General features: G+C 63.8%; 13 protein-coding genes. 8 read left to right on the plus strand and 5 right to left on the minus strand.

Annotation, left to right across the window (positions count from 1 at the left end; genetic code table 11):
* The first annotated feature begins 58 nt into the window (after nt 1-58).
* From FZF13_RS17700 to FZF13_RS17725, 6 genes are all read left to right on the plus strand, one after another.
* Nucleotides 59-661 (plus strand): ANTAR domain-containing response regulator, encoded by a 603-nt coding sequence (locus FZF13_RS17700; protein WP_024923635.1) that lies wholly within the window; start codon nt 59-61, stop codon nt 659-661.
* On the plus strand, nt 658-1,896 hold the full coding sequence (locus tag FZF13_RS17705; protein ID WP_024923634.1) for a CmpA/NrtA family ABC transporter substrate-binding protein: 1,239 nt from the start codon (nt 658-660) through the stop codon (nt 1,894-1,896). Before FZF13_RS17700 ends, FZF13_RS17705 begins: the two co-directional genes overlap by 4 nt.
* A 334-nt stretch (nt 1,897-2,230) precedes the next feature.
* Entirely contained in the window at nt 2,231-3,526 is a 1,296-nt protein-coding gene (locus tag FZF13_RS17710) for an MFS transporter (protein ID WP_024923633.1), read from the plus strand.
* A 19-nt stretch (nt 3,527-3,545) separates the two neighbouring features.
* A complete protein-coding gene (gene nirB, locus FZF13_RS17715; protein WP_024923632.1) occupies nt 3,546-5,996 on the plus strand; it encodes a nitrite reductase large subunit NirB in 2,451 nt (816 codons plus the stop codon).
* Between the two features lie 5 nt (nt 5,997-6,001).
* Nucleotides 6,002-6,331, plus strand: coding sequence for a nitrite reductase small subunit NirD (nirD, locus tag FZF13_RS17720; RefSeq protein WP_024923631.1), 330 nt, complete (start codon nt 6,002-6,004; stop codon nt 6,329-6,331).
* A gap of 8 nt (nt 6,332-6,339) precedes the next feature.
* The gene (locus FZF13_RS17725) at nt 6,340-9,000 is read left to right on the plus strand and encodes a nitrate reductase (protein WP_024923630.1); all 2,661 of its coding nucleotides are present in this window, start codon (nt 6,340-6,342) and stop codon (nt 8,998-9,000) included.
* Nucleotides 9,001-9,125: 125 nt separating this feature from the next.
* Here FZF13_RS17725 and araD read toward each other — a convergent pair whose 3' ends face one another.
* The 5 genes from araD to ytfQ all read right to left on the minus strand — a co-directional run bounded on the left by araD (nt 9,126) and on the right by ytfQ (nt 15,445).
* Complete coding sequence (gene araD / locus FZF13_RS17730; protein ID WP_024923629.1) at nt 9,126-10,892, minus strand: L-arabinonate dehydratase; 1,767 nt, start codon at nt 10,890-10,892, stop codon at nt 9,126-9,128.
* Nucleotides 10,889-11,866, minus strand: a complete 978-nt coding sequence (gene yjfF, locus FZF13_RS17735) for a galactofuranose ABC transporter, permease protein YjfF (RefSeq protein WP_024923628.1) — start codon at nt 11,864-11,866, stop codon at nt 10,889-10,891. Before yjfF ends, araD begins: the two co-directional genes overlap by 4 nt.
* A complete protein-coding gene (locus tag FZF13_RS17740; protein ID WP_024923627.1) occupies nt 11,866-12,864 on the minus strand; it encodes an ABC transporter permease in 999 nt (332 codons plus the stop codon). The genes yjfF and FZF13_RS17740 overlap by 1 nt, the downstream gene beginning before the upstream one ends.
* Nucleotides 12,861-14,378 (minus strand): sugar ABC transporter ATP-binding protein, encoded by a 1,518-nt coding sequence (locus tag FZF13_RS17745; protein ID WP_024923626.1) that lies wholly within the window; start codon nt 14,376-14,378, stop codon nt 12,861-12,863. The genes FZF13_RS17740 and FZF13_RS17745 overlap by 4 nt, the downstream gene beginning before the upstream one ends.
* Before the next feature lie 113 nt (nt 14,379-14,491).
* On the minus strand, nt 14,492-15,445 hold the full coding sequence (gene ytfQ, locus FZF13_RS17750; protein WP_024923625.1) for a galactofuranose ABC transporter, galactofuranose-binding protein YtfQ: 954 nt from the start codon (nt 15,443-15,445) through the stop codon (nt 14,492-14,494).
* A gap of 146 nt (nt 15,446-15,591) precedes the next feature.
* On the opposite strand from ytfQ, the gene FZF13_RS17755 reads away from it, so the two are divergent.
* Together FZF13_RS17755 and recQ are read left to right on the plus strand one after the other, a co-directional pair.
* Entirely contained in the window at nt 15,592-16,539 is a 948-nt protein-coding gene (locus FZF13_RS17755; protein WP_024923624.1) for a LysR family transcriptional regulator, read from the plus strand.
* Nucleotides 16,540-17,430: 891 nt separating this feature from the next.
* Complete coding sequence (gene recQ / locus FZF13_RS17760; protein WP_024923623.1) at nt 17,431-19,224, plus strand: DNA helicase RecQ; 1,794 nt, start codon at nt 17,431-17,433, stop codon at nt 19,222-19,224.
* The last annotated feature ends 152 nt before the right edge of the window (nt 19,225-19,376 follow it).

Consider the following 19,376-nt stretch of genomic DNA (forward strand, 5'->3'; position numbering starts at 1 on the left):
CGAACCTGTTGATGTTTTTGTCGCATTGCACAAAACTCCAGGCGGAGCAGGATGAGGCATGCGAGGCGCGGCCCTTACCGTATTGGTCATCGACGAGAATCGGCTCCGAGCCTCGATCATCGAGGCAGGGCTGCGCGAGGCTGGTCACACCGAGGTGGTGCTTGTCGACGATGTGACCGGCATCGCCGCCCGCATCGCGGCACTTGAGCCGGATGTGATCGTCATCGACATCGAGAATCCCAACCGGGACATGTTGGAGAACATGTTCCAGCTCTCGCGTGCGGTGAAGCGACCCATTGCCATGTTCGTCGATCGCTCCGACACCGCTTGGATCGAGGCGGCGGTGGATGCCGGCGTCTCGGCCTATGTCGTTGACGGCCTGAAGAAGGAGAGGGTGAAGCCGATCCTCGACATGGCGATCAGCCGCTTTAATGCGTTTTCGCGGATGGAACGCGAACTCGAGGAAGCGCGCACCGAACTGGAAAGCCGCAAGACGGTTGAGCGCGCCAAGGGCATCCTCATGAAATCGCGCGGGCTCTCCGAGCAGGAATCTTACGCCCTACTGCGCAAGACCGCCATGAACCAGAACCGCAAGATCAGTGACGTGGCGCAGGCCCTGGTTACAACCGCGGGCCTGCTGGGCGCTGGAGACGATCAATGAGCCCGGCCCATCAGATATCCGCTGGCTTCCTGCCGCTGCTCGACAGTGCCGTGCTGGTTGCTGCACGCGAACTGGGTTTCGCGGCCGACGAAGGCATCGACCTCGTTCTCACCAGGGAGAATTCCTGGGCAAGCATCCGCGATCGGCTCGCCGTCGGCCATTTCAACGTCGCGCATATGCTGGCACCGATGCCGATCGCCTGCAATCTGGGCCTGACACCGCTCGCCGCGCGCACCATAGCGCCGATGGCGCTTGGCCTGGGCGGCAATGCGGTGACCGTCTCGCGCGACCTTTGGGACGAGATGTTGGCGCAGGATGCGGCCTCGGATTTCGACCCCCGATCCACCGGGGCAGCGCTGGCGGCCGTCGTGGTGCACCGCAAGGCGGCGGGCGGGTCGCCGCTGCGCTTCGGCGTCGTGCATCCCCATTCGGGCCATAACTACGAATTGCGCTACTGGTTTGCTGCCTGCGGCGTCGACCCTGATCGCGATATCGAGATCATCATCGTGCCGCCATCCTTCATGGCCGATGCACTCGGCGCCCGGCGCATCGACGGCTATTGCGTCGGTGAACCCTGGAACACGGCGGCGGTGGCGAAGGGCGTCGGACGCATCGTCACCACCAAGGCCAGGATATGGCGTTCCAGTCCGGAAAAGGTGCTGGGTGTCGCTGCCGAGTGGGCGGAGGCAGAGCCCGAGGCGCTGTCGGCGCTTTTGCGAGCTCTTTACCGCGCCGCCGCCTGGAGCGGCGACAGCGGCAACCATGGCGAGCTGGCGGAACTGATGGCCGGGCCTGCTTATGTCGATTGTCCAGTCGAATGGCTGAAGCCGGCGCTCTCCGGACTGATCCAGACCGGCGACGGTGGCGAGGTTGTGACACCGGATTTCTTCGTGCCCCATGCCAAGGCCGCCACCTTTCCCTGGAAGAGCCACGCGCTCTGGTTCTACAGCCAGATGGCCCGCTGGGGACAGATCGAGGCCAACCCGGCCAACGAAGCGATCGCGCGCGAAACCTATCGTCCTGACCTCTACCGGCAGGCCTTGCGAGATGTTGGCGTGGCGTTGCCGGGAGCGAACGCCAAGGTCGAAGGTGCACTGGTCACCGAGACGCCGGTCGGTTCGGCCGGCGCCAGCCTCATTCTCGGACCGGACGGCTTCTTCGATGGGGCGGTGTTCGATCCCGACCGCGTCGGGGACTACATTCAAGGCCAGCTTCTCGCCGAGCCAAAAGCCTAGGCGTTCTTTTGCGCTGCATCATTTTTGTGCATTGCGATATGCCATTTGCCGGAAGTTTTGCCAGCGCCGGACGATGCCACGCGCGTCGATAATGCCAATGATTGTTGATTTCATTGCATAAAACTCTGCCGATCAAAACTGGCACGCATCCTGCTTTGTAACAAGCGAGGCCCAAGGCTGGGCCACGAATTCTGCGTCCAACGAAGGGCGCACCAGGCAAGGCTGCCGTTCAGGTCACCACGCGATCCCGGATGTACGGACGCGCGGCCTGTTCGGCAGCCTTTTTGTTTTCAATCGCAGAGCGGCGCTTTCGATGCCGAACACGGAGCGAGCAATGGGCGTATCTTTTCGACAAAGCCGGGATCCGGCAGCCACGCATGCGCTAACCCTATCCACGCTGTCGTTCACGGTGTGCTTTGCCGTGTGGACGATCTTTTCGATCATCGGCATACGCATCAAACAGGAGCTCGGGCTTTCCGAAACCGAATTCGGTCTGCTTGTCGGCACGCCGATCCTCTCCGGCTCGCTTGCCCGCATTATGCTTGGCGTGTGGACCGACCGTTTTGGCGGCCGTCTGGTCTATTCGGCAATCATGCTGGCGGCGGCGATCGCCACCTTTCTGCTGGCCTTCGCACATACTTACCCGCAGATGCTGATCGCAGCACTCGGCGTTGGTCTGGCGGGGGGTTCCTTCGCTGTCGGGGTTGCCTATGTTTCGCGCTTCTACCCGGCTGAGAAGCAGGGCACGGCGCTCGGCATATTCGGCGTCGGCAATGTCGGCGCGGCAATCACGAAATTCCTGGCGCCCTTTGTGATGCTGGCCGTTGGCTGGCAGGACGTGGCGATCATCTGGGCGTCCGTGCTCGGCTTCATGGCGTGCATCTTCTGGTTCAGCGCCGAAGACGATCCGGTGATCCGGCAGCGGCGCGTCACCGGCGCCAATCCCCCACGCAACTTTCGGGCCGAATTCGAGCCCTTGAAGGATGTCCGCGTCTGGCGTTTCGCGCTCTACTATTTTTTCGTCTTCGGCGGCTTCGTCGCCCTGGCACTCTGGCTGCCGCGCTACCTGATCGGCGTCTACGGCTTCGACATTGCCACCGCAGGCATGGTTGGTGCCGCCTATTCGGTCCCGGCCTCGATCTTCCGCGCCTATGGCGGTGTGTTGTCGGACAGGATCGGCGCACGCACGGTGCTTTACTGGACCTTCGCCGTGTCGGCGGTGTGTTGCGCCGTGCTGGCCTTGCCCGCGGCGGATTTCACGGTGCGCGGCATCAGTGGTCCGGTCTCCTTTCATTTCGAGATCGGCTGGATCGCTTTCGTCGCCATAGCCTTCGTGCTCGGCTTCTTCATGGCTGTCGGCAAGGCCGCGGTCTACAAGCACATCCCCGTCTACTATCCCGGCAATGTCGGTGCCGTCGGTGGCCTCGTCGGCATGATCGGCGGGCTCGGCGGCTTCGTCCTGCCGATCGCCTTCGGCGCGCTCAACGACCTGACCAACGTCTGGTCGAGCTGTTTCATGCTGCTTTTCGTCGTCGTGGCCGCATGCCTTGCCTGGATGCATCTCGCCATCCTTCGGATGGAGCAAGCACGCGCGCTGGCCGAACGGGCCACCGTCTCCCCAGCGGAATAGTCGAGTGGAGCCCCAGACTATGTCAGAGAAACTCGTCATCATCGGCAACGGCATGGCGCCAGGCCGCATGCTGGAGCATCTGCTCGAGGCTGCACCCGGCCGCTACCAGATCACCATCTTCAACGCCGAACCGCGCGTGAACTACGACCGCATCATGCTGTCGCCCGTTCTGTCGGGCGAGAAGGACTATGAGGAAATCGTCATTCACGGCGATGGCTGGTACATCAAGCATGGCATCGTGCTCTACAAGGGCCACAAGATCGTCGCCATCGATCGAAGCGCCAGGATCGTCACCTCCGACAAGGGCGTGACCGAGCCCTATGACAAGCTTGTCGTCGCCACCGGCTCGGTGCCCTTCATCATCCCGGTGCCCGGCAGGGATCTGCCCGGCGTGCTCTCCTATCGCGATCTGGACGACGTCGGCGCCATGCTTCTCGCCGCGCAGTCGCGCGACAGGGCGGTGGTGATCGGTGGCGGGCTGCTCGGACTTGAGGCGGCCGCCGGCCTGAAGGAGCGCGGTATGGACGTCACCGTGCTGCATGTCATGCCAACACTGATGGAACGTCAGCTCGATCCGGCCGCCGGCTATCTGCTCCAGAAGCAGCTGGAGGCGAGGGGCATCACGGTCAGGACGAAGGCGAACACCAGGCAGATCGTCGGCGCCGGCAAGGTGCAGGGTGTCGAGCTCGACACCGGCGAGATCATCCCGGCCACGCTGGTGGTGATGGCCGTCGGCATCCGACCGAATGTCGGCCTCGCCAGGGAAGCTGGGCTCGAGGTCAATCGCGGCATCGTCACCGACGATTGCATGCGGACATCCGACCCGGATATTTTCGCGCTCGGCGAATGCGTCGAGGTTGGCGGCCATGTCTACGGCCTTGTCGCGCCGCTCTACGAAATGGCAAAGGTGGTGGCCGCGAAACTGGCCGATGCCGACGACAGGCGCTTCACCCATTCCGATACGCCCACGAAGCTCAAGGTCACCGGCATCGATCTCTATTCGATCGGCGATTTCGCCGATGGCGAGGATCGCGAGGAGATCATCCTGCGCGATGCCTCGGCCGGCGTCTACAAACGCGTGATCCTGCAGGACAACAGGATCATCGGCACGGTGCTGTTCGGCGAGACGGCGGACGGCGCCTGGTTCAACGATCTCAAGAAGAAAGAAGTCGACATCTCCGAGATGCGCGACACCCTGATCTTCGGGCAGGCCTTCCAGGGGGGCGCTTCTACGGACCCTCTGGCGGCCGTTGCGGCTCTGGCGGATGATGCGGAAATCTGCGGCTGCAACGGCGTCTGCAAGGGAGAAATCGTTTCCGCCATTGGCGAAAAGGGACTGACGTCGCTGGACGAAGTCCGCGCGCACACCAAGGCGTCGGCCTCGTGCGGCTCATGCACCGGCCTGGTCGAGAAGGTGATGGCGCTGGTGCTGGGCGATACTTACAACCCGGCCGCCGTGCAGCCGATGTGCGGCTGCACTGAACTCGGCCATGACGAGGTACGCCGGCTGATCAAGGCGAAAGGCCTGAAGACCATCCCGGCTGTGATGCAAGAACTGGAGTGGAGCACCTCCTGTGGCTGCGCGAAATGCCGGCCGGCGCTCAACTACTATCTCGTCGCCGATTGGCCAAATGAATATGCCGACGATTACCAATCACGCTTCATCAACGAGCGCGTTCACGCCAACATCCAGAAGGACGGCACCTATTCGGTGGTGCCGCGCATGTGGGGCGGGATGACTTCGGCGGCCGAGCTGCGCGCCATCGCCGATGTGGTCGACAAGTTCGCCATTCCGGCGGTGAAGGTCACCGGCGGCCAGCGCATCGACATGCTGGGCATCCGAAAGGAAGACCTGCCTGCAGTCTGGGCCGATCTCGGCAAGGCCGGCTTCGTCTCGGGTCATGCCTATGCCAAGGGGCTGCGCACGGTGAAGACGTGTGTTGGTACCGACTGGTGCCGCTTCGGCACGCAGGATTCGACCGGCCTCGGCATCCGCATCGAAAAGTTCATGTGGGGTTCGTGGACGCCGGCCAAGGTGAAGATGGCGGTCTCCGGCTGTCCGCGCAATTGCGCGGAGGCAACCTGCAAGGATGTCGGCGTGGTGTGCGTGGACTCCGGCTACGAGATCCATTTCGCAGGTGCTGCCGGCCTCGATATCAAGGGCACGGAAGTGCTCGGTATGGTGCGCACCGAGGACGAAGCGCTGGAGGCGATCGTAGCGCTCGTGCAGATGTATCGCGAGCAGGCCCGTTACCTCGAGCGTATCTACAAATGGGCAAAACGCGTCGGCCTCGAGGAGATCCGCCGCCAGATCATGGCCGATCCCGACAGGCGCCAAGGCTATTTCGAACGCTTTGTCTTCAGCCAGAAATTCGCTCAGGTCGATCCGTGGTCGGAGCGTGTCTCGGGCAAGGACAAGCACGAGTTTCGACCGATGGCGGAGACCGATTTCCAACAGGCGGCGGAGTGACGGAGATGAGCTGGTTGGACATCGGCACGCTCGACAACATCCCGCCGCGTGGCGCGCGCTGCGTGAAGACCCCGAGAGGCAGTATCGGCGTCTTTCGCACGCATGACGATCGCGTCTTCGCCATCGAGGACCACTGCCCGCACAAGGGCGGACCGCTCAGCCAGGGCATCGTGCATGGCGCCGCCGTGACTTGCCCACTGCACAATTGGGTGATTTCGTTGGAAACAGGCAAGGCGCTCGGCGCGGACGAGGGATCGGTGAAGACGATCCCCGTGCGGGTCGAGGATGGGCGGATTTCGATCGCACTGGGTGAGATACTGCAGGCAGCGGAGTGACTGCCGCCATGAACTCCGCCGAAATCAGCACGACCTGTCCTTATTGCGGAGTTGGCTGCGGCGTGCTGGCGAAGGCTGCCGCCGGTGGCGAGGCTTCCGTCCGTGGCGATCCCGACCATCCGGCCAATCGCGGCAAGCTCTGCTCGAAGGGCTCGGCGCTCGGCGAAACGACCAGCCTCGACAGCCGGCTGCTCCATCCGGAAATCGGCGGGAAGCAGGCGGACTGGGATACGGCGCTCGATCTCGTCGCCCGGCGTTTCTCGGACGCCATCGCCGAGCATGGGCCGGATTCGGTTGCCTTCTACATCTCCGGGCAATTGCTGACCGAGGACTACTACGTCGCCAACAAGCTGATGAAGGGTTTCATCGGTTCGGCCAACATCGACACCAATTCAAGACTTTGCATGGCCTCGTCCGTCGCCGGTCATCGCCGCGCCTTCGGCGAGGATATCGTGCCGGGGATCTATGAGGATTTCAATGAAGCCGACCTGATCGTGCTGACCGGCTCGAACACCGCGTGGTGCCACCCGATCCTTTACCAGCGCATGCTGGCCGCACGGCAGGCGCGCGGCACGAAGATCGTCGTCATCGATCCGCGCCGCACCGCGACAGCCGACGAATGCGACCTGCATCTGGCGCTCGATCCCGGTACCGATGTGCTCCTGTTCAATGGCCTGCTGGCGCATCTGGCGCGCGTCGGCGCGGTGGACGATGACTACGTCGTGGCTCACACCACTGGCTTCGATGCTGCGGTGGCCCTGGCGCAGGCTGACGCGCCCTCCGAAGAGCAAGTGGCTGAGGGTTGCGGATTGAAGAGCGGCGACATACGGCTCTTCTACGAGCTCTTTGCGGCAACCGAGCGCACGGTCACGGTCTACAGCCAGGGCGTCAATCAGTCGGCACATGGCACCGACAAGGTCAACGCCATCATCAATTGCCATCTGGCCACGGCACGCATCGGCAAGCTGGGCGCGGGGCCTTTCTCAGTGACCGGCCAGCCCAACGCCATGGGTGGACGCGAGGTCGGTGGTCTCGCCAACCAGCTTGCCGCTCATATGAATTTCGACAACCCACGCGATATCGACCGTGTCGGGCGCTTCTGGCGTTCACCTGATATCGCGCGCAGAGCCGGCCTGAAGGCCGTCGACATGTTCCGCGCTGCTGGCGCTGGACGTATCAAGGCATTGTGGATCATGGGCACCAATCCGGCGGTCTCGATGCCGGATGCCACACGCGTGCGCGCCGCGCTGAAGGCCTGCGATTTCGTCGCCGTTTCCGACGTCACGCGCACCGACACCACCCGTTTCGCCGACGTGTTGCTGCCCGCCGCCGCTTGGGGCGAGAAGGACGGCACGGTGACCAACTCCGAGCGCAGGCTTTCCCGGCAAAGACCGTTTTTGGCCATGCCGGGAGAGGCGCGGCCCGATTGGCGTATCATCTGCGATGCCGCAGCCCGCATGGGCTTCGGCGCGGCCTTCGATTTCGGCAACCCCGCCGCGATCTTTCGCGAGCATGCCGCGCTTTCCGCTTTCGAAAACACAGGCGAGCGGCTGTTCGATCTGGGAGCGCTAACCGATATTTCGGACGCGGAATATGACACGTTCGAGCCGCGCCACTGGCCTGTCACCAAGAAGGCGTCCGGCCGGCTGCTGGGCGGCGGTAAATTTCCCACGGCCGACGGGCGCGCGCGTTTCATTGCGGTGCGGCAGGAAGGCGTGGCGCTCGCCGTCAGTGCAGAGTATCCGCTTGCGCTCAATACCGGTCGGCTGCGCGATCAATGGCACACCATGACAAGAACCGGGCCCGTGCCGCGCCTGATGGCGAATACGCCGGAACCGATGGTCGACCTCAACCCGCTCGACGCCGCCGCCAACCGGCTCGCCGATGGCGATCTCGCGCAACTGTCCACGCGTTATGGTTTTGCCCGCGCCAAGGTCCGCATCACCGAGGCGCAGCGCCCGGGCCAGGCTTTTGTGCCCATGCACTGGAGCGCTCATTTCGCGGCCAATGCCGGGGCGGGGGCTCTGGCGACGCCGATCGCCGATCCCCAATCCGGCCAGCCGGAACTGAAGAACGTGCCGTTGCGCATTTCGCGCGAAGAGATCGCCTGGGTGGGCATCCTGATGACCCGCCGCAACCTCAAACCAACCGGCTTCGTCCATTGGAGCCGGCAGGCCGTTGCGGGTGGCTGGGTCTACGAACTAAGCGGTACCGAAACGCCAGACCAGGGCATACTGCTCGCGCGCGGGCTGCTTGCCAGCGTCAATCCCGACCATGTGGTCGAGTATCGGGACCGCAAGGGCCTGACCTACCGGGCGGCGGCAATGGATGAAAGCTGTGCGATGGCCGAGGCGCTGCTGGTTGCCCCGCCGGGGCAGTTGCCAGCCCGCGATTGGCTGGTTTCGCTGCTCGGCAGCCGGGCGCAACTGACTTCGGTCGATCGTCACGCGCTGCTTTCCGGGCGTTCGCCTGCCGCCGTGCCGTCAATCGGCCGCATCGTCTGCTTCTGCTTCAACGTCGGCGTGAACCAACTGGCCGATGCAGTCGCCACCGGCTGTCGCAGCCTGGAGGCTATCGGAAGGGAACTTGGTGCCGGCACCAACTGCGGCTCGTGTCGCTCGGAGATCAGGACGATCATCGATGCAGGTCGTGTCCAAGCGGTCGAGTGATCCATTGCCCACGCGGATCCGGCCGCTCGGGAAAGGCCGAAACCAATCGTGCTGGCATCGGGGCCGGGCAGGGGCTCGTTTGTCTCGTCCGGCAAATGCTTGGGCTTAATTCTCGCTTATCGAACTCAGTGCGAATCCTTGGGCACGGCCCGGCCGCGGCAGCCGCGCAGGAAGTCGAAATCCGCGCCGGTGTCGGCACCGGTGACATGGTCGTGGTAGAGCATTTCGTAGCCACCGGCGGGGCGGGTGGAAGGGTTTTGCCAGGCTGCCAGCCGCGCCGTGATTTCCCGCTCGGGCACGTCGAGATGCAGGCGGCGGTTCGGCACATCGAGTTCGATGAAATCGCCGTCGAGCACGATCGCCAGCGGACCGCCGGCGGCGGCCTCCGGGCTGGCGTGCAACACGACGGTGCCGTAGGCCGTTCCTGACATGCGGGCGTCGGAAATGCGCACCATGTCGGTGATGCCCTTTTTCAGCACCTTCGGCGGCAGGCCCATATTGCCCACCTCGGCCATACCGGGATAACCGCGCGGGCCACAGTTCTTCAGGACCATGACGCAGGTCTCGTCGATATCGAGGTCGGGATCGTTGATCTTCTTCTTGTAATCGTCGATGTCCTCGAAGACGACTGCGCGGCCTCGATGGACCATCAACGCAGGCGATGCCGCGGATGGTTTCAGGACCGCTCCGCTAGGCGCCAGGTTTCCCTTGAGGACCGCGATACCGCCCGCCGCCGTCAACGCTTTCGCGGTCGGCAGGATAACGTCCTCGTTCCAATTGCGGACGTCCTTGACCTCCTCCCACAGGCTTTGTCCGGACACCGTCAACGCATCCTTGTGAAGCAAATCGGCTTCGCCCAGTCGCCTCAGCACGACCGGCAGCCCGCCGGCGTAGAAGAACTCTTCCATCAGGTATTTGCCCGACGGCATGAGGTTGACGATAGTTGGCACGTCGCGCCCCAGCCGGTCCCAGTCGTCCAGCGTCAGGTTGATCCCGGCCCGGCCCGCCAAGGCCAGCAGATGGACCACGGCATTGGTCGAGCCGCCTATGGCGCCGTTGGTGCGGATGGCGTTTTCGAAGGCTTCGCGGGTCAGGATGTCCGAGGGTTTCAGGTCGTCCTTAACCATCTGCACGATGCGTCGTCCGGTCAATTGCGCCATGACCCGGCGACGGCTGTCGACGGCTGGAATGGCGGCATTGCCGGACAATGCCATGCCAAGCGCCTCGGCCATCGACGCCATGGTCGAGGCCGTGCCCATCGTGTTGCAGGTTCCCGTCGAACGGCTCATCGCCTGTTCGGCTTCCAGGAACTCCGTCTGGCTCATCGTGCCGGCCTTGATCGCCTCCGACATTTGCCACAGCGCCGTGCCCGATCCTACGCGTTCGTTGCGGAACCAGCCGTTCAGCATCGGGCCGCCGGTCACGGTGATCGCCGGCAGGTCGACCGAGGCTGCCCCCATCAGCAGCGACGGCGTGGTCTTGTCGCAGCCGACCATCAGCACCACACCGTCGATGGGCTGGGCGCGGATGGTCTCCTCCACCGCCATGGCGGCCAGGTTGCGATACATCATCGCCGTCGGACGATAGGTGTTCTCCGAGGCCGAAAGCACCGGCACCTCAAGCGGAAAACCGCCGGCCTCCCACACGCCTGCCTTCACCTTTTCCGCCAGCTCGCGCAGATGGCCGTTGCAGGGGGTGAGGTCCGACCAGGTGTTCAGGATGCCGATCACCGGCCGGCCGTCGAACAGATCGTGCGGGTAGCCCTGGTTCTTCAACCAGCCGCGGTGATAGATGTTGTCGCGGGAGGTGCCGCCATACCATTCCTGCGAACGCAGCCTGCGCGGCCACGGCGCCGGCTGGAACCCGGCGCGGATGTTGGGCTGGATAGTCATGCTGCTTTCCTGTTTGCGGCGCCACGGTCGCCGACCAGCACCAAAAGGCGCTGCAGCGCTATGAAGGCGAACAGCAGGATGCCGACGACGATCTTCGTCCACCAGCTCGAAAGGGTGCCGTCGAAGACAATGTAGGTCTGGATCAGGCCCTGGATGACGACGCCGAAGAAGGTTCCGGCCACCAGGCCGACACCACCGGTCAGCAGGGTCCCGCCGATCACCACGGCGGCGATCGCGTCGAGCTCGACGCCTACCGTCGCAAGCGAATAGCCAGCCGAGGTGTAGAGCGAGAAGACGACGCCGGCGAGGCCCGAAAGGAAGCCGGACAGCGCATAGATGCCGATGGTGGTGCGGGCCACCGGTACGCCCATCAGTTCGGCCGACTGCCTGTTGCCCCCGATCGCGTAGACATAGGAGCCGAAGCGCGTGTAGTGCGCGATCAGGATGCCGGCGGCAAAGACCAGCAGCATCAGGCCGCCGACCAGTGTCAACCGCCCACCACCCGGCATCAGCACGTACATCTTCTGCACAGCCGAGTAGAATTTGTGGTTGATCGGGATCGAGTCCGTCGCGATCACGAAAGCCATGCCGCGCGCCAGGAACATGCCCGCCAGCGTAACGATGAAGGCCGGCACTTCGAGATAGTGGATCGCCGCCCCCATGGCGGCGCCGAAGGCGGTCGAGACGGCCAGCGCAATCGCGAAGGCCAGCAACGGATGTATGTCGTACCAGCTGACGAGCACCGAGATCAGTACGCCGGTGAACGCAATCACCGCGCCGACCGAAAGATCGATGCCGCCGGACAGGATGACGAAGGTCATGCCGACCGCCGCGATGCCGAGAAAGGCGTTGTCGGTCAAGAGATTGCCGGCCACGCGCGTCGACAGCATGTTCGGAAACTGGAACACGCAGACCGCATAGGCCAGCACGAAGATGACCAGCGTTGCGAAGAAGGGAAGCAGGCGCGACGACATCATGTCCGTTGTGCCTTGCTCTGGGGGAGGGCGCGGTCGCGCACGAAGAGCCGCCCGACGGATGCCGACTGCGCCAAAAGGATGACGATGATCACAATGGCCTTGACGATGAGGTTGTACTCAGGCGGGAAGCCCGAGATGAGGATGCCGGTGTTCATGGCCTGGATGATGACGGCGCCCAGCACCGACATCAGGATCGAGAAGCGGCCGCCGAGCAGGGACGTCCCGCCGATCACCACCGCGAGGATGGCGTCGAGTTCGAGCCACAGGCCTGCATTGTTGGCATCCGCGCCGCGGATGTCGGCCGTCACGATGATACCGGCGATCGCCGCGCAGAAGCCGCAGAAAGCGTAGACCAGCATGAGCAGCAGGCGGCTGTTGATGCCGGCATAGGTCGACGCACTGCGGTTGACGCCGAGGGATTCGATCAGCAGCCCAAGCGCCGTGCGCCGCACGACCAGGACGGTCAGCACCGTCAAGGCGGCAACGATGGCGACCGGCATCGGAAATGCGAGGAAGGAGCCGGCGCTAAAGGCGGCGAGGCCGGGATCGTTGAAGGTCACGATCACGCCCTCGGTCACCAGCTGCGCGATGCCGCGCCCGGCGACCATGAGGATGAGGGTCGCGACGATCGGCTGGAGCTCCAGAACCGCGACCAGGAAACCGTTGAGCAGCCCGCAGCCGAGGCCGACGCCGAGCGCGGCCAGCACGACGACCGGCAGCGGATGGCCCGCCATGATCATCGTCGCCGCCACGGCGCCGGCCATGGCCATGACGGCGCCGACGGAAAGGTCGACGCCCTTGGTGGCGATCACCATCGTCATGCCGATCGCCAGGATGGCCACCGGCGCGCCGCGGTTGAGCACGTCGATGAGACTGCCGAACAGCCGGCCGTCCTGCAGGCGTATGCTGAAGAAGCCGTCGAAGGCCATCCAGTTGAAGAAGAGGATAAGCGCCAGGCAGGTGAGCTTCGGGGCTGCACGCTTCAGGCCCGTCATGCGCTCGCCCCTTCGCTGACCGCGATCGTGCGCATGATGTTGCCGGCGCTGATCTCTTCGCCGGTGAGGTCGCAAATATGCTGGCGGTCGCGCAGCACCCGCACCCGTGTCGAGTATGCCATGATCTCCTCGATCTCGGACGAGATGACCACCAGCGCCAGTCCCTCCTCGCAGAGCCGGTTGATCAGCTGGATGATCTCGGCATGCGCGCCGACATCGATGCCGCGCGTCGGCTCATCGAGGATGAGCAGGCGCGGCTGCGTCGCCAACCAGCGCGCCAGGATCACCTTCTGCTGGTTGCCGCCCGACAAAAGCTTGACCGGCTTCTCGATATCGGTGGTGCGGATGTCCAGCGCCTTCACGAGCCGGTGGGCGAGCTCCGCCTGTTCGCTGCTCGACATGGGTTTCAGCCAGCCGCGCCGCGCCTGCAGCGCCAGGGCGATATTCTCGCGCACCGAGAGATCGCCGATGATGCCGTCGACCTTGCGGTCTTCCGGGCAGAGGCCGAAACCAAGCCGCACCGCCTCGCGCGGCGAGCTTATGCGCACGGCCTTGCCGTCGACGGTCGCCTTGCCGCTGTCGGCGTGATCGACGCCGAACATCAGCCGCGCCGTCTCGGTGCGGCCAGATCCCAAGAGGCCGGCGACACCTATCACTTCGCCCGGCGCGATCGCCAGGTCGAAGGGCGCGACCGAACGCGACAGGCCGAAGGCTGAAAACTCGATTGTGCGTCCAGTCCCGCCAGTAGGTGGCGCCCGATGCCCATGCTCCGTCGCGGCTTCCAGGGCACGACCCAGCATCATGGAGACAAGCTCCATCCGGGGCAGCGCCCCTGTGTCGTGCGTTCCCACCAGGCGGCCATTGCGCAGCACGGTGATGCGGTCGGCGACGGCGTAGACCTGGTCGAGGAAATGCGTGATGAAGACAATGCCGAGGCCGCGGTCGCGCAGCTTGCGCATGACGCCAAACAGCAGTTGCACCTCATGCCGGTCCAGGCTGGCTGTCGGTTCGTCCAGGATCAGTACCGAGCCTGACATGTCGACGGCCCGGGCAATGGCGACAAGCTGCTGCACGGCGACCGAGAAGCTCGACAATGGCGCCCGGACATTGATGTCGATGTCATATTGCGCCAGCAGTGCCCTTGCCATCCGGTTCATGGCGGCGGCATGGGTCAGGCCGAAGCGTTTCGGCTGCCGGCCGATATAGAGGTTTTCGGCGACGCTCAGATTGGGCAGGAGGTTGACCTCCTGGTAGACCGTGCCGACGCCGAGCCTTTGCGCATGCAGCGTGTCGCGCACATCGACCGGCTCGCCGTTGAGCGCGATTGTGCCGGCATCCGGCCTATGCACGCCGGTCAGCACCTTAATCAAGGTGGACTTGCCCGCGCCATTCTCGCCGAGCAGCGCATGGATCTCGCCCTTGCGTACGGTAAAGTCGACATTTTCGAGGGCTTTGAAGCCGAAGAAGCTTTTTGAGATATCGTGAGCGCTGAGAAGCGCTTCGGTTTCGCCCACACCGTCCTCCCGTCAGCGCCGCTGAAACTGGATCTGCTTGCCGAGCAAACATTCCGTATGGCGGTGGGCGGAGCGCTGGTCTGCCCCACCCACCTTGCCACCCCCAAACCGCGTCAGTAACCGAGACCCTTCTTCGCCTCATAGACCTTCATCGGATCGTCGGCCTGCGTGTAGAGCTTCGACTCGGTGATGATGGTCTTTGGCGGGACAGTGCCGTCCTTCTTCAGCTTCTCGAGCGCATCGAAGGCAGGACCGGCCATGTTGGGGGTCAGTTCCACCGTTGCGTTGGCCTCGCCGGCCGCAAGGGCCTTGAAGATGTCGGGCACGGCGTCGATCGACACGACCTTGATGTCGGTTCCCGGCTTCAGCCCTGCTTCCTTGATGGCCTGGATCGCGCCCACCGCCATGTCGTCATTGTGGGCATAGAGCGCGCAGATGTTCTTGCCGCCATTCTCCGCCTTCAGGAAGCCTTCCATGACTTCCTTGCCCTTGGCGCGGGTGAAGTCGCCCGTCTGGCTGCGGATGATCTTGATCGACGATGCGCCGGCGATCGCTTCCTCGAAGCCCTTCTTGCGATTGATCGCCGGCGACGAGCCGGTCGTGCCCTGAAGCTCGACGACGTTGCAGTTCTTGCCGGCCACGTCCTTCACCAGCCATTGGCCGGCGACCTTGCCTTCCAGCACCTGATCGGATGCCACCATGGTGGTGTAAAGGTCGTCTGGACCGTCGATACCGCGATCGAGCAGGAAGACCGGGATCTTGGCTTCCTTGGCTTCGGTCAGCACGGCCTCCCAGCCGGTTGCGACGACGGGCGCCACGAAGATGGCATCAACGCCCTGCGCGATAAAACCGCGGATCGCCTTGATCTGGTTTTCCTGCTTCTGCTGGGCGTCCGCGAATTTGAGGTCGACGCCGCGCTTTTCGGCTTGCTGCTTGGTGACGCTGGTTTCCGCCGCGCGCCAGCCCGATTCCGAGCCGATCTGCGAGAAGCCGATGGTCATGCCGGCCGCCTGGGCCGACGCGCCGATGAGAAGAGATGCCGCCGAGGCGAGCAAAATTGTCCTGATGGTCCTGGTCACTGGTTCCTCCCGAGTGAATGCGAAGGGTCGCGCTCCACCCGCGAGCCCTTTCGCTATCAAGGCGCGCCATGTCATAACCGTCAAATCATCATTGGGCATCTTCATATACCGGAATTGGCAAGATAGAAGAGGACATGAAGTTCCAATATCTGAAGCTGAATCAGCTGCGTTTCGTCGATGCCCTGCGCCGTCGGGGACGGCTCGGGCTCGCCGCCGAAGAACTGCACATGTCCCAGCCCGCGGCGTCACGCATGTTGGCGGAGATCGAGGGTCTCGTCGGCCAGCCGATCTGCTCGCGCAATGCGCATGGTGTCGTCTTCAACGAACTGGGCCAGGCGCTGGCGGCGCGCGCGCATCGGGTGATCCATGAAATCGACCAGCTGCGGCGCGACCTGACCGAATTGGTGGACGGCAGCCATGGCAAGGTGCGCATCGGCGCCGTGACGACCGCCGCTGTCGCCTATGCCTTGCCCGCGGCGATCACGCTGCGGCGGCTGGCACCGCGCATGGAATTACAGATTGACGTCGAGCCGAGCGTGACGCTGATGCAGCGCATGCGGGACGGCGACTATGATTTCGTACTCGGAAGGCTGACCGAGCCCCAGGACCGCACGCAATTCGACGTGCGCCAGATCGGGGCGGAGGCCGTGAAATTCGTGGTGCGCGAAGGACACCCGCTGGCAGGCCGCAGCAAATTGCGCCTGGCCGATCTGGCGCGTCAGGACTGGGTGGTCCAGCCGGTCGGCACGCCGATCTGGTCAGCCCTATCGCGCGCCTTCGTCGATGAGCAGACGCGCTTTCCCGAGAGCGTGACCTATACGGCATCGGTGCTGCTCACGCTGGCCACGATCTCGCGCACCGATGCCATCGCGCCGCTGGCCGACGATGTCGTCCAGTTGCTGGCTTCGCCCGCGCTGGCGACCCGCGTCGCCATCCTCGGCATGGCCAATCCGATATTCGTGCCGGATCTCAGTATCATCACCCTGCACGACAGCGTGCTGTCGCCCATTGCTTTGCGGTTCCTGAACTTGATCGAAAGCGAGATTGCGGCGAAAACTCTGGGGGCGTTTGCCGCTTCCTGACGGTGCGTCGGCTCCCCAGCTTATACCGGTCGGAGCTTAGATTTCGCTTTCCCCAGGCACGAGTGTCATTGGCCAGGGTATGCGGGCAGGGCGCTCGGTATACTGCCGACGCGAGCGGGCATCGGGGCTAGCAAAGTTTCGGCAAGCGCAATGCCCAGATCAAGTATTGATAGTTCATAAGACCAGCCTCGTTCGGCCCGCAAAAGAGCCCGATCGCCAGCACTTCATCGATGAGCAAGATCGCCGTCGGCCGCTCCACGAGAGCGGCAAGGTACCCTACCGTTGACGACACCGGAGTTCGCGGTGGTCTTCAACGGCCGAGGGAAGAATGAGATCAGCGAGATGATCGGCCCAACTTCGAACCCACGCAGCTTCGTTTGTCCAACATGCAGACCAAACTGCGGATCTAGGAGATTTACGCGCTGATCGGCGCGGAAGAAGCGATCGGGATTTGTATCTCTCAATTAAAACAGTGCGCACGCTCCTGTGGTCGTCTCGAGTCATATGCGGTCAAGAGCCTGCCTTGGTCGATAAGTAGCTCCAATCGGCCGTCAGGCCTGCGAAGTCGCGACCGCAATGGTTCGTGAACCTGAATGGCTGCTTTTACCAAGTGGATTCTCGAAACCAGCCGATCCGCTTGCGGCCCCAAAACGTATTCTGGCGAGCTGCAGGGAAACGTCGATCGAGCCCGAATGGCAATTGGGTCTGAAGTTCGACTTCCTTGAACAAGGCCCGGGCAGGATGGTTCATTTCCAATAAATTCACCCGGCCCTGAAGCAGGGCGAGTACGCCTAGGGACTGTTGCAAGAGGATGCACGGGAAGACGCATCGATGATCGTTAACGCGGCGAAGCTGCTATGAAAGGTCTTTCCGTGATTCTCCGTGCCGCCGATGACCGCCCTCGAAATTCTCAAAACCGTTTATGGCTATGATGCGTTCCGGGGGCCGCAGGCGCGCATCGTCGAGCATGTCATTGCCGGCAACAACGCTTTCGTTTTGATGCCGACGGGCGGCGGCAAGTCGCTTTGCTACCAGATCCCGGCCATTGTCCGTCCCGGCATGGGGCTCGTCGTTTCGCCGCTGCTGGCGCTGATGGCCGATCAGGTGACGGCACTGCGGCAGGCAGGTGTGCGGGCGGCGGCACTCAACTCCGACCTTGCGCTCGATGACCGCCGCGCGCTGTGGCGCGATATCCGTACCGGTCAGCTCGACCTGCTCTATGTTGCGCCCGAAACGCTGCTCAGGCCGGACGTATTGGAGCTGTTGGAAGGCGTAAAACTGTCGCTGATTGCCATCGACGAGGCGCACTGCCTGTCGCAATGGGGGCACGATTTCCGGCCGTCCTACCGTCAGCTTGACGCGGTGGTGGCGCGTTTTGCCGGCGTTCCGCGCATGGCGCTGACGGCGACCGCCGACGAGCCTACGCGCGCCGAAATCCTGTCGCATCTCGCCATTGACGAGGCCGACGCCTTCATCGCCGGTTTCGACCGGCCCAACATTCGCTACGCCATCGAGGAGAAAGATAATCCGCGGGCGCAGCTCAAGGAATTCCTCAAACGCTACGAGGGCGAGAGCGGTATCGTCTACTGCCTATCGAAGCGCCGTACCGAGGAAACCGCCGCCTGGCTTCGAGGCCTCGGCTACGATGCGCTCGCCTATCACGCCGGCATGGACAAGGCGGCGCGCGAGACCAACCAGAAACGCTTCCAGCATGGCGAAGCGGTCATCATGGTCGCCACCGTCGCCTTCGGCATGGGCATCGACAAGCCGGATGTGCGCTTCGTCGCCCATATCGACCTGCCGGGCAGCATCGAGGCCTATTACCAGGAGACCGGCCGCGCCGGGCGCGACGGCCTGCCGTCCGATACACTGCTGCTCTACGGCTCCGAGGACATCGCGCTGCGCAGTCGCTTCATCGAGGAGTCGGAGGCGCCCGACCAGCGCAAGCGCATGGAGCGGCAGAAACTCGACGCGCTGCTGGGCCTGGCCGAGACGGGGGGCTGCCGCCGGCAGGTGCTGCTGTCCTATTTCGGCGACCATGGCGAACCGTGCGGCAATTGCGACACCTGCGCGGAGCCGCCAAAACTGTTCGATGGCGCCATCGCGGCGCAAAAGGCGCTATCATGCATCTACCGCACTGGCGAGCGTTTCGGGCAAGCCTATGTCGTCGACGTGCTTCTGGGCGTGGACAACGAGCGCATTACTCAGTTCGGCCATGACCGCATCTCCACCTACGGCATCGGGCGAGAGCACGACAACCGCACGTGGCGAGCGATCCTGCGCCAGCTGATCGCGCTACGCCTTATCGATGTCGACCTCACCGGCCATGGTGGCTTGGCGATCGCGCCGGCTGGCCGCGACTTCCTGCGCGACAAGCCGCCGTTGATGCTGCGCATTCCGGCGCCGGCGCGTGCCAGGCGCGGCAAGGTGGCGCGGAGTGCGGCGCAGTCTGCCGTTGCCGGTGCGGACAATGACCTGTTCCAGGCGCTGCGGCAGAAGCGTACGGAAATAGCGCGCCTGCAGAACGTGCCGCCCTATGTGATTTTCCACGACAAGACCCTGATCGAGCTCGCAGCGGTGCGACCCGCCTCGCGCGCCGAAATGGCCGGCGTGCCCGGTGTCGGCGAAGCCAAGCTCGACCGCTATGGACCGGCCTTTCTTGCGGTGATCGCCGAGCACGCATGATGCGGTGGCGGCCGCCGACATCGGACGGTGAGCTTTCGTCAACATCCTGTCCGCAAGCGGGCCGGCAATTCCCGGTCGCATTGTGGTCGTTCGATGCGGTGTCGGTTTTACGGACGCTGCCATTTGGTCACGGCCATGAATGGCGTTCACCG

This window comes from Mesorhizobium terrae (genome assembly GCF_008727715.1).
Classification (GTDB): Bacteria; Pseudomonadota; Alphaproteobacteria; order Rhizobiales; family Rhizobiaceae; genus Mesorhizobium; species Mesorhizobium terrae.